The organism is Pontitalea aquivivens (genome assembly GCF_046507575.1).
GTDB lineage: Bacteria > Pseudomonadota > Alphaproteobacteria > Rhodobacterales > Rhodobacteraceae > Pontitalea > Pontitalea aquivivens.
In genome coordinates this window covers 38,300-50,164 of the sequence record NZ_JBKFEY010000015.1, presented here as the reverse complement: position 1 = coordinate 50,164, position 11,865 = coordinate 38,300, and the positions used below count along the sequence as shown (strand labels likewise).

Annotated in this window: 6 protein-coding genes; 2 read left to right on the top strand and 4 right to left on the bottom strand. The window is 58.3% G+C overall.

The features are described from left to right. Positions 1-55: 55 nt before the first annotated feature. From ACK8OU_RS14390 to ACK8OU_RS14380, 3 genes are all read right to left on the bottom strand, one after another. A complete protein-coding gene (locus ACK8OU_RS14390) occupies positions 56-976 on the bottom strand; it encodes a DnaA N-terminal domain-containing protein (protein WP_410304116.1) in 921 nt (306 codons plus the stop codon). A 340-nt stretch (positions 977-1,316) separates the two neighbouring features. Continuing rightward, positions 1,317-7,517: a strawberry notch C-terminal domain-containing protein gene (locus tag ACK8OU_RS14385; protein ID WP_410304115.1), complete on the bottom strand. Its 6,201-nt coding sequence runs from the start codon at positions 7,515-7,517 to the stop codon at positions 1,317-1,319. A 15-nt stretch (positions 7,518-7,532) separates the two neighbouring features. After that, the gene (locus tag ACK8OU_RS14380; RefSeq protein ID WP_410304114.1) at positions 7,533-8,801 is read right to left on the bottom strand and encodes a hypothetical protein; all 1,269 of its coding nucleotides are present in this window, start codon (positions 8,799-8,801) and stop codon (positions 7,533-7,535) included. A 666-nt stretch (positions 8,802-9,467) separates the two neighbouring features. Between ACK8OU_RS14380 and ACK8OU_RS14375 the strand changes: the two genes are divergently transcribed. Both ACK8OU_RS14375 and ACK8OU_RS14370 read left to right on the top strand, forming a co-directional pair. Continuing rightward, positions 9,468-10,166, top strand: a complete 699-nt coding sequence (locus ACK8OU_RS14375; RefSeq protein ID WP_410304113.1) for a ParA family protein — start codon at positions 9,468-9,470, stop codon at positions 10,164-10,166. Beyond that, on the top strand, positions 10,166-10,519 hold the full coding sequence (locus ACK8OU_RS14370) for a hypothetical protein (RefSeq protein ID WP_410304112.1): 354 nt from the start codon (positions 10,166-10,168) through the stop codon (positions 10,517-10,519). Before ACK8OU_RS14375 ends, ACK8OU_RS14370 begins: the two co-directional genes overlap by 1 nt. A gap of 266 nt (positions 10,520-10,785) precedes the next feature. Here the strand turns inward: ACK8OU_RS14370 and ACK8OU_RS14365 are convergent, their stop codons facing one another. Beyond that, positions 10,786-11,721 (bottom strand): site-specific integrase, encoded by a 936-nt coding sequence (locus tag ACK8OU_RS14365; protein WP_410304111.1) that lies wholly within the window; start codon positions 11,719-11,721, stop codon positions 10,786-10,788. Positions 11,722-11,865: the final 144 nt, after the last annotated feature.

Here is an 11,865-nt window from a genome sequence, read left to right as displayed (position 1 = left end):
CTCCTATCCGTAAAACAACAATATGTTTTTAGATAGTATTGGTCAATCTGGAACTCTACCGGAACTCCACCTGAACCGCTGGACCGGCTGCACGGCTGATCTCGTCTGCAAAGTGTTGGGAAACATGCGATTTGATGAAGCTGGTAGACGAGACAACCGTAAGGATTGACCCGGTGCGTCGAAAGGTCAGCCGCTCGATCCATGCCTTGAAGACGCACGGGTCCATGTGCTTCCGAAGCGCAGCTTTTGCCGGATCTTCATCCTTCGGCGCAGCAGCCACGGGCGCAGCCCGTGTGACCTTTGCAGCTGCGGGCTGATAGCTTGGAGCCTTGGGGCGCTGGAACTCGGTAAAGCGCTTGGCAAAGCCAATAAGAGCTGCAACCCCGATCTGGGTGGTTCCTTTGCGCATGTTGTAGGATCGGAATTTATCGAAGACGAGCTGGCAATCCGCCCTGTCACCGCTTGCAAGTTTTGGGTCAGCCCTGCGGATCATGTCTTCGAGCGGCCCAAACTTCACTGATTTCACTTCATCAAGATCAATAATTTTTTGAGTTTTGTTATTATGATTTCTCTCCGGTTTTTCGGACCCCCCCCCACCCGAAGGCTTGGATGGGGCTACACCCGCCTCAAAGCGCTCCTGTAGCCAGTTGAGAAAACCAGTGAACCACAGGCGGCAGTAGCGGATCGCGCCCTTGGCATCTGAAACCGGCTCACTGCCGATGATTCCAGCCTCTCGTAAGATCGCAAGATGGTCGTGGACAGTGCTGGGCGAGCAACCGAGTGCATCAGCCATCTTACGGACAGTCAGATGGTTGATGGTTCCGCGCGGCCCAAAGCTCTCGTCGGACTGCCAGTTAACCTTCGCCAAAAGCAGAAGCGCGAGGCCCGCAGCTTTGCCCATGCGGCCAAGTTCCGTTGTCAGGTAATGCGCCAGCATACCCGAGTTAAATTGCGGTGTCTCAAGTGCATACGTCATTGGTCTCTCCTGTGCAGACAGGCGAGGCCGCAGGCCATCAGGCAACAGAAAACCGTCCGCTCAAGAGCGATTTTTCAGTTGCAAATTTTCGGGAAATCGATAGGGTCGGTGGTGACAGATTGATCCAGCTGGTAACTGGTTCGACCCTACGGATTGTCCCGCGATGGCCCCGCGCCTCGCGGGGTTTCCTTTTTTACAGCTGGGCTTTGCCTCTTGCTCGCGTTAACCTCTTGTGACTCGCGGCGAGTCTCGCACTAGCTATAGCACGATTCCCCGTGATCCCCTCAAAATCTATACGCATTATCTTTTTCTCCGGTCAATCTAAATTCGGCATGACTTTTCATGCGCTTGGTCCAGACGCGGCCCGTCTAGGCCGCGAAGCGTTCACGTTTTCCAGCTCTGCGTGGGCATCCAGAGACTGATCGATTTCGCGTTGAAGCTCGAAAGACGCAGAATCGAGTCTTTCTGCCACTACCCGCAAAGCGCCTGTGAGCAGCACTGGCTGCTCGGCTGTTTCCCCCAGGCGGATGAGTGCTTCCGTCACCCGTTGGTGGATTCCTCGCGCCTCTCCCCTGATCTGCCCGTCTTCGTCGTAGCTCCACGGAAAGGCGATGCCGATCATGCTGGTGGGGGCGCTGAAATACTTCCCGTCCATGTAGATCGCTTGCTTGCTTGATCCGCGCTCTACGAGGTCAGGGAATTCCTGCTGAAGAATGGCGTTTTTCGGATCGAAGATGACCGAGGCAACGCCTTGCAGAGGGAAATAATACATGTCGCCGCGCTTCAAATCCTTGAAGCTCGATGCGACCGCATTTTTCAACTGCTCGTAGGGCGTTGAGAAAGCGCCGACCGCTCTCATGTTCACGTCCTCTGGCAGGTAAGGCTTCAAGTTGACCCCGGCGTGGGCATTGAGGCCCTTGTAGACGTTGTTGCGAGGCTCAAGCAGCTTCTCGCTGAACACATCAGGCCCGACGAACGCGCAAGCCGGAGCGCGAATGCCCTCGGCAATGGGGGGTAAGCCTTCGACCTTCAACCGCTCTCCAAGCGTGGTGCCGCCAATCTTTCCGTAGATCGCATCCGCGCGATCAAGGGGCGATGGCGGGCGAGGCTGGCCCTCCCGGTGGAACGGCTGGCGCACATCCTGATCCATGACCAGGCCGAACAGTTGTGACAGCTGATCGGCGGTCTTGATGGTCGCGGAGCTGCTGGCCGTCACCTGGGCCTTATCACGAATGCGGCGCATCTTTTCGTTCTGCGGCCCGCCCCCGACCTCGATCCCATGGTGCCAGATGCCCTTGTCATCGCTGAACAGGATCTTCGTTCCGGCGCTTTGCCCGTTCTTTTGCCGAGTGAGCAGCATCGAACGGAACATGTTGCCGGTCAGGACGGTCTTTTGCTCCATGACCTCGCCTGCCACAGTCCGGTCAAACAGGGCGCTGAACAGGGCCTCATGTTCCGGCCGTCGCGTCAGGACCGTTGGCAGGTTCTTATCGAAGCGATAACCGTCCGGTTTGGCGCGGCTGAACAGCGTTGCGTTTTCGGCATGAGGGACAAGCCAGTCCTGCACAGCTTCAAGGTTCTCTTGCTGCGCATAGCGGATCAGAAACTCATCGACCGGGACAACAAAACGAACGTCCTGCCAGTTGTTCGCATACTGATCCATTGCGCGAAGATGCCGGGCGACATTGCCCAGCTTCACCTTGATCGGTTCAGCCTCGCCGGGGACGGCAACTGTGAACGTGTGATAGTCTGGATCGAGAGGATATGAACCGGAAGCGCTGTAGCTCGTGACGACACCGGGAATCCACCCCTCGCCGCCTTCGGTCATCTGCACCACGTTCGTGAGCCGCGTTTCCTCAAGGTCAGGGACCAGGGCGGGGTTTAGGAAGACGGCCCGGCCGACTTCGACGCTGGCCGAGAGGTTTGACAGCATGATTGCACTGCGAAGCGTCATCAGCTTGGCCCTGTCACCCTCCTGCTTCAGCTTGGCGGCATCGGTGTGCGACAGGTTGTGACGCGAGTAGAATTGCCGAAGCTCTTCCACCATCTTAGGCACGTCCCGCGTATCGCCAGCCTCGAAGTGTGAGCGATCCATCAGCCCTACCGTCTTCAGCCAAGGACGGCCGTTGAACTTCGGTGTGCCATGTTCGTCAAAGGCTTTGCTCATCAGCTCCGGCAGATCACCGATCAGCTGGGCTTGTGAAAGACCGCGTTTAACTGCCTTCACCACCTGGTCATAGGCGAGTGGCGCAACCACCGTCGGCGCTTCGATAGTTGTCATGTAGACGGGCTTTGACCCCATGCCGGATGCACGGTTTTCGGCCAGCAACACATCCTGGTCAACGACATGGCCGCGCCAGTCCCGGCGCGTGTTCTTGTTGGGATTGAGGCCACGCCGGTCAAGAAATTCCGAGCGCATCTGATACTGCACGTCGATTTCACCGACAACGCGCATCTGTTCATCCAGTGGCCGCACGATCAGCCGCCCTAGCAGCTTGCGCGTCAGGCTGTCGTCGGGCGTGACATCCTTGCCAACGTCAATGTCCAGCCCGGCCGCGAGCTGCGGGTTGCGCGTCAGATAATCGAAAACGACCTCGCGGCCCACGGGGTTCAGAAGGTCCACCACCTCGTCGATGTTGGTGCTGTTCTCGCGTGTCGCGTTGGTCGAGGCTGACAGCGAGCGGTTCTTGCGGTTGAACAGGGACGCAAGACGATCATCCGAAACAAACCCGGTCAGCGGCGCGACATAGCGCGGGCCTTCGACCTGCCCCTTGCGGTTAACGCGGCCCTCAATCTGGCGCTCATCCACAATATCGCCTTGCAGCTCCATCTTAATCATACAGCGCCGCCGAAGATCATCCCCCACCGACTTCGCCGCATGAAGCGAAATGCCCGTGGACGCCGACTTGTTCAGAACCAAAGCGTCAAGATCACCGTTGTTGAACTTGTTCGCGACCTGGAGATTAGCTTTCGCCCCCCCCTTCTCGAATTCGTAAAGATAGAATCGCCCGTTATCCTCGCCCAGGACGCCAAGCCCGCCACTGGATGTGCGGCCTGTCAGCTCGCCGCTGCTTAGGCCCATCCGCGCCAAAGCGGCATGGATCATGTCTGCGCCATCCACCCGCATTTCTGTCAGGTCGGCCTCATCGATCTGATCGGAAAGGCCGCGAATGAACCCGCCCAGCTCTTCGGAAAGGTCAACGATGATCTGGTTGCCCAGCGCGTTCGTGGCTTTGACCTTCATGGCCTCGTGGAGATAGCGCTTGAGCACGTCACCCAGATTGGGGGCAGTGTCGAAGTAGCGCCCGCCATTGCCATCTGTCCGCAGCTCACCTGGTTGGGCCATCTTCCACGCGAGGATGCTTGCGCCCAAGTGCTCGATGGCAAACACCTGCTTTTCGCCTCGCGACAGGCTGTCCGTCACCAGCTCTTCAATGAACTGGCCCTTTGCCGCAAGCGTCAGATAGCCGGAAAAGTGGTGCAGGTTCGTGACCGGCGAGTTGGTGTCGAGCTTGAGCTTGTCCACCCCGTTGCGGAAGATTGACCCGCCGAACTCATCCTTGGCGATCCTCGTGGCAAGCTCCTTGATCGTGGGAACAAAGTCGATCACGTCTTGAAGGATCTCCGTTGCCGCATCGACCTTTTCGCGCACACGGGTGATCTTGTCGGGGTCGAAGTCTACCAGTCGTGGCAAATCGCGCTCAATCCCTTGGTCAGCCAGCTGCCGGACAAACAGGGAGCCGCTTGCCGCCATTTCGTGGGACAGGGCTTCTTGGAGTGAAAGGGAGTCGCCACCGGCCATGATTTCCAGCAGCTCGGCCTTACCCAAGCCGGTATCTGGAAGGGCGCTGTAGTAGAGGTCGATATGCTGGCCGGTTTTGATGCCGGTGGCGGATGACCAGATTACAGACCCCCCGCCTTCTTCCACGAACCGGCAAAGGTTGGCGAAATACATGCCGGTGTTGGAATCCGGCGAGGCGGCTTTGTGAGCCTCATCCAGTAGGATGCGCGGCTTCCTGCCCTGGTCGAAGTGATGCTGAACCCATTCCTTGACCGCTTCGAGACGTTGCGCCCCCGTGTCGGCCTTCTGGAATTGGGAATAGGTGCTCGCCACCACATTGGCATCAGGTGGGATTGCGTAGCTCTTTTCACCTTTCGTCCCCCCCTTCTGGCGGTAGATGGTCTTTTCGTTACGATCCAAAAGGATCGCGTTATCGTTCACCAGGTGGACTGTGATTTCCCCGCTTTCCAGCCGCTCTGCTGTAGGGCGCTGGCTCACGTCAGTCAGGTCGCGGACGAGGAAGTCGGAGAAAAGCGAGGGCTTCACGGTCACAAACATGATCGGATCGCCATCTGCTAAGGCGCTCTCGACAATCGCGCCCTGCTCGCGGCCCTTACCGAGGCCCATCAAATCCCCAATCAGAACGCCGCGCCCTTCGGACATGCCGTCCAGAGACAACGCAACGCCGTCGATCTGCTCGGGCGAAAGCCGTTCGCCCTTTAGCAGCTCTTCTTTCGGGATGCGCAGCGCATCAGCGACATAGGCGTCAACGTCATAATCCCGACCGTGCTCGCGTTTGAGCTTGGCTGTCAGGTTCTCAAGCGCACCGTAGATCGCGCCAGACAGAGAGCGCGGGATCACAGAAGTGGCTGCGCCTGCTTGGGAGAAAGGCCGGTAAGCCTGATTTTCTTCGCTCGCCAGACTATCGGTCAGCCAGCGCGGCAGCGGATCGTCTTTCAGAACCGGCTCGGCCGTCTCTACGGTGGCTGGCGGCTCTGGCACGATTGGCGCGGCGGCGGGGATCGCAGGAGCTTCCGGTGCCGGTTGCGCTTGACGGGTTGCCCGTCCCCGACCGCTTGCCCCCCGCTGCGCCCCGTTGCTGCGCGTCGGCTCCGTAGATGCCGGTTCCCTGCCGCTAGAGGGGTCAGCGGGGCTGGCGGGCTCTGTTGGTGCTGTGCGCGGTCCTGACGGCTCGGGAGCTGATGTAGTCTCTTCGGGCGCTTCAGGCTCGTGCCGCACCGGCAGAGACGCGAGGCCCAGCGGTTCAAACCCAAACCGGGCGCGGCAATCGTCAGCCCAATCATAGAGGTCCGAATAGGTTTTGAGGCTGCGCACAGCACCCATGAACTCTGGATCGTTCAGCTTTGCAAAGGGATGCAGCTCGGCACGAAAGCCATGCGCGGCATAAACCTGGACGGGAACAGTGGTGCCCATACCTTGGTAGAGGCGTCCATCGGCAACAGCTTCTTCAACCTGGTCGAATGCGAGCTTCATCAGGTTATGGAAGCGCTTGGCCGTTCCTTCCTTGACCTCTGGGTTGATGAAATTGGTGGGCAGAACAAAGAATGCGCTGCCACCAACCTTCAAGCGCTGTAGTGCTTCAACCGCTATGGCATAGTGAAGGCGGTCAGTTGTGAACTTGGTTCCCGCAATGGGAATATCGGTGCTGGCAGGCATTCCGTCGAACGGTGGGTTCGCCAGCACGAAATCAAACGCCCCCTGCCCCAGCCCCTGCGCGGCAGTCAGGAAGTCGCCATGCTCGATAGCTGCGCCGTTATCGCCCAGCGCTCGGGTGGCCCGCATGAACCGCCCGTGATCGATCTCGAAGCCGGTCACATCAGCCCCTAGAGCGGCAAAGGGCGCGACCAGAGCGCCGTTGCCGATGGTGGGTTCCAACACCGTCTTGCCTGCAATGTTGTCGAATATTTGCGAGGCGGCGAGGCCGAAGGGATAGGGCGTCGAATACTGCTGATTGATGATCGTTGCCGCAGTGCGTTCCCGCGCTTTCGGGAAGGTTGCCATAAGGGCATCAAGGGGTGCCCTGCCCTCGATTTCACCTGTCGCTATGCAGCGGCTAACCTCGGCCTCGACATGCTCCATCAGCTCGCGCGGACGGACACGGAATTCGGGAGTTGTCAGGGCGCTGGCGAAACGGTCTACATCCGCCTCGGTGAGCGGATCGCCGTTGGCCATCTGGATGAAGACGGATCGCGCATTTTCGGCAAGATCGTAGTCGCTTCGGGCGCGGAAGAACATTTCCGGGTGTTTGTCGCCGTAGACGTGGCCGTCTTTGCGATGCCACTCCGGCACGATTTCACGATGGTTGCCGACCTTATGGGCCGTGCGCCCAAAGCTACGATCATAGACCGAATAGCCATAGCGGTTACGGCCTATAAGCTCTGGGTCTCGAAGCTCGATCCCCGAAGCCTCGTTCAAGCGTTCGGATGCGGCGTTCAGCTTGTCAGCTTCGTAAAGGTCGGCAGCAATGCCTTTGCTGGCCGGATTGTCGATGAAATCCGCCCAGAAGGGTGCGTTCGCAAAGCGCAAGGGAAGCAAGAAGACGGTTCCACCGTCAGGCGCATTCACCTCTGCAAGGTTGACGCGGGTGCGCATGAGGGTCGAGCGGATGCGCGTCCTGGCCTTCCCTTCATCCGGGCCGGTCCAAACGGCAAGGGAGTGACCTTGATTCCCGTCAATGTGCTTGTTTTCAACGATGGCCGAAACAAACCGGCCATCGTCATGAGGGATAAAATACGCCATGACAGTCCCTCGGGGTTAGAGGCCGGGGGCCGCGTCGTATTTCTTCTTGCGACCGGCTTCCTGCTCCGGCTTGGCTTCCATCTCGGCCTTTGCGGCGTTCGCACCGAAGGTTTCACCGAACACGCGAACAGACGCTTCCGCGCCGATCTCGCGCATCTTGCGCGGCAGCACGTTCTCCTTGACGTTGATGTCGCCAAAGCTGAACTTGTTCTCCGGCGTAAGGATACGGGCCGAGGCCGGAGAAATGTCCGGGCTTTTCGGATCGCGAGACATGGCGATCACCGCAGGAACGAACCCCTTGCCCTGGAAACTCTTGCCCGGATCGGGCTGCTTGTTTTCGCTGGGCTTTCCGTTCCGGGTGCCGTGATAGTCCCGCAGGAAGTTGGTCAACGAGTCGCCGGGGATGAACTGCGTCTTCGCCATAGGCATGACGGTGATCTCAAATGGCGGATTATCAGGGTTTTCGGCCACCAGATCATAGATCTTCCGGGCGATTTCAACCTTCTTCGGATTGACCTGCTCGTTGATCTTGAGGTCATCGAATTCGCGGAGGCCAGTTTGCGCGGCGACCACGGCAGCGGCGAAAAGCTGGTAAGTGCCCTGTGGCGCGTCCAGCGCAGCTTCCAGTGACGGTTCCGGTTCATATTTCCGATATGGCGTGGTCAGGTTCGCTGTCGTGACTTCCCCACGCTGATTGCGCAAGGCAATGACCACGCCGGTTTGCGTCAGGGGCAGATCGTCCCACGCACCAGTAAAGGCCCCTTCCAGGTCGAAATCGGTGATGGGTTGCGCGGCGTCTTCACGAACAACCGTCACATCAATCCGCTGCCCGGCCTTTGTCTCGTAGTGCGTGGCTTGGACGGTTCCCGTCAAAACGGCCTCTTGCGCGGGGTCGCGAACAACGGACTTCGGCCATGCAGTGGCGGTCTTCTCTTCGCCGTCCGGGGTTTGGAATGTCCGCGTGTTTTCGAGCAGCACCACCGAACCAACTTCAACGTGCAGCGTCTTGGCCTCTTCCCCGCCTTCAACAAGCGCGGGACGATCCTCGAAGCGCTTTTCGGCAGCTGTGACACGTTCAGCGAAGGGTCGATGTTGATCCTGCGAGCTGACAAAGTGCTTGGCGAATTCCTCGGTGGTCGCGAGTGCGACCTTGAAGGTTTCACCACTACGCAAATCCACGCCGGAGACGGCGCGTTCTTCTGGATGGACCGCTTCGACCTGAAGAAGCAGGTCGCCGTGGTGCTTCCGTTTCGGGCGTTCGTCGCCAAAGCTGAAATCGACCATTCCCTTGTCTCCCATAGAGATTAAACCGCAAAAGCCGAGGTCTGCGCTCGACTCCGCGTAAGGGTGGCGGCGAATCTAATAAATGTCAAACTGTAAAAAGATTGAGTATGCCTTGCCCCCTGCCCCGCGTAAAGCCGAAAACAGCACATAGGCACATATGTGCTTATACCCATATGCGCCTATGCCGCGTGGACCCGCGCAGGCACATCAGCACATCTGCGATTGAGTGTTTAAGTGTTTAGGTGTGGAGACACAGATGCGCATACGCTGGTAAGCGCATAAGGTAATGTGGCACTATGCGCACAAGCGTATGTGTGTGCAGTAGCCTAGTGGCATCAACGCATATGCTGTTATGCGCATATGGCACTATGGGGCTAATACCGTATGTTGCTAGGCGACTAACCACATATGATGCTAACCACCTATCGCCATGTGTGAATATGCGACTAAGCGTTTATGCGTGTATGCGGTTAGGTGCTTAGGCACGGACGCACATACGCACATATACACATAAGGCCCTTTACACAGGTGGGCCTATGTGCTTAAACACAGGTGAGCGGATGGATGGAACCCGCTGCGCACATATGGCCACAAGTGCATAAGCACATATGAGCATATGGCATTAAGCGCGTGAGCTGTGGCGCAATGTAGGAGGCAGGTGATCGAATGGCAGATGCGAAGGTAATCACGATCTACACGACCAAGGGGGGTGTCGGGAAAACGACCACGACAATCCACCTGGCGGACTATCTTCATGAGCGCGGCGCAAAGGTGGCGCTGATCGACGCGGATGAACGGGCGATGTTGACCGAGGCAGTGATGGGTTCACCTGAAAACCTGCCGTTTCCGGTGCATTTCCTTGAGAACCCCTCGGGCGGCGACGATGCTGATGCTGCCGGGCGTCTCGTTGGAGAGATGATCGACAAGATCGAAGAGGCCAGTGACGGTTTCGATTATGTCATCATCGACTGCGGGGGCTACAACTCGCAGGCATCGCTGGCGGCTGCGGCCGTAGCTGATCTGACGATCATTCCTGCGAATACGGGCCGTTTCGACCTGGTGCAGACCGAAGAAGTCTACGGCAAGATCAACACCATCGCAAAGCAGATGGGCCGTGAACCAAAGGTGAGGGTGCTTGTCTCGCGGGTGAATCTCGCGACGAACCTCTATGCGGGGTTCATGGGTGCGCTAAAGGCCAAGGGAATCAGGGCCTTCGAGCATTCGATCCCCACATATGCAGCTGTAGCGGAGGCTTCTTTCATGGGGGCCTCGATCTTCAAGCACAAACCCACTTCGCCCGCCGCTGCTTTCATGCAGCGCTTTGCAGACGAGGTGATTGAAACCCTGAATTCGGAGGACGACTAATGGCGGCAAAGACCGATAAAACCAAGCTGGCAAGCGCAATTATGAGCGTCGGGCAGGAGCGGGCTTCCGGCGTGACGCGAGGCGGCACCGTGAATGTGCCGAAGCCAGTAGAGGCACAAATGCCCAGCGTGGTGGCTGATGTTCCGCCGCAAGCTCAGGAGCCTGCGCCAGCACCTGTTGCGAAGGTGGAAGGGCAGGGCGGTGACGGTAAGGAAAACCGCACTGCTCGCGTTGGATTTCTCTGCACTCCGAAGGAAAAGCGACACCTGAAACAGCTGGCGTTGGATAAGGACACCGATGTGTCGAAGCTGATCTATGATGCGCTCGTCGCAAAGGGTTATCTCGAAAGCTGACGGGCCACGTTCGCGCGTATCCTCTGACGATCTGCTGCGATACTTGAGGTCTTCGCAGATCGTCAGAGTGGGCGGGGATTGCGCCTGGCGGGCGTTGACAGTTTAGGGCCGCGCATCATAGGTTCGCCATGCGCTGCGGCACTGGAAAACGGGCCATGCGGCGGTAGCCGGATCGGCCCTTTTCACATTCATATGGGTGCCTCGGTCGAGCATATGGAATACGGCATATGCACCATATGCGCCATTACATATGCCCTTTGAACACGTCAGAAGGACAGCTTGATCTTGCCGATTTTCCCGAGCGGTGCCGGGGTCGGGGTGGCGGGTGGTGTAGGCTCTTGCACGGGGTAAAGGCGGCGCACATTGGCTATGCTTTCATCGGTTGGCCGAACCTTCATGCCGCCCTTGCCGTGCTTTCTGCGGCCATAGTGCTGCACGGCTGTATCCTCAACTGAATGGCCCATAGCGGCCGCTACCATGCCGGTTCCGATGCCCCATTCATGCTTGGCATCCGCGCTGAATTGGTGCCGGAAATCATAGAGGCGAAGCCGGAGGAACCAGCGGCTTTCACCAAGGTGTCGGATCGCATCGGCCAGTGCCTTCTTGAAGGCTACGGAAAGGTTCGGCCGCACGGTCTTGTAGCCCTTGTCTCCGATCAATTTCATGGTGCGCTCGATGGCTGCGCGTTCATCCTCGGTGAGCGTGTCCAGCAGCTCAAGCTCGCGCATTTCCCCGTTTCCGCGCAGTTCGGAATGCTTGGCATTCTTGACGCGAAGCACACGACCTTCAATCGTCGCGGATGCCCATTCAGTCGGGCGCAAGCCGGTGATGGCCGTGGCTACCAGCAGGTCGGCCGCGTGGTGGGAGGTCTTCGATTTACTCTCTCGGAGGTTTCGCAACGTGCGCTCGAAAATGCTGTGAGGCACCCGGCGAACGAGCTTCAGCTTGCGACCGCGAGCTGGATTATCCACCTCTGAAAAAAGGTCGCGCAGCTCTTCGGCTTCATCGTCACGGCCAGCCTCTTCGAGGCCGAAGCACACCGACCGCTTGTAGATGCGGATGGTGTTCGTGCAAAGCTCCGTGGATTTCTCCATCAGGTAATCGAAGTAGCCCTCCGGGGTGGCCGAGCCGTAGCGAGCCACGACCTCTGCGGTGATCCGGGCAGCGTTTGTTCTGTAGGCCAGACTGGTATTCTCGTGCATTTTGATAACATACACTAACGGGGGGGTGGTGGTCGTAAAAGTATACTGTAGCCTTCGCAAAAATGCCAGCGTTTACGAGGGCAAGGCGTAAATTTCTGTATTGTATTTAGATTGAGTGCGGCATATCGTCGGGCGGAAACCCTC

Bases quoted from the DNA above. Each gene is read 5' to 3' on its own strand.
- ACK8OU_RS14390 (WP_410304116.1), bottom strand. From the start codon at position 976: ATGACGTATGCACTTGAGACACCGCAATTTAACTCGGGTATGCTGGCG.
- ACK8OU_RS14385 (WP_410304115.1), bottom strand. From the start codon at position 7,517: ATGGCGTATTTTATCCCTCATGACGATGGCCGGTTTGTTTCGGCCATC.
- ACK8OU_RS14380 (WP_410304114.1), bottom strand. From the start codon at position 8,801: ATGGTCGATTTCAGCTTTGGCGACGAACGCCCGAAACGGAAGCACCAC.
- ACK8OU_RS14375 (WP_410304113.1), top strand. From the start codon at position 9,468: ATGGCAGATGCGAAGGTAATCACGATCTACACGACCAAGGGGGGTGTC.
- ACK8OU_RS14370 (WP_410304112.1), top strand. From the start codon at position 10,166: ATGGCGGCAAAGACCGATAAAACCAAGCTGGCAAGCGCAATTATGAGC.
- ACK8OU_RS14365 (WP_410304111.1), bottom strand. From the start codon at position 11,721: ATGCACGAGAATACCAGTCTGGCCTACAGAACAAACGCTGCCCGGATC.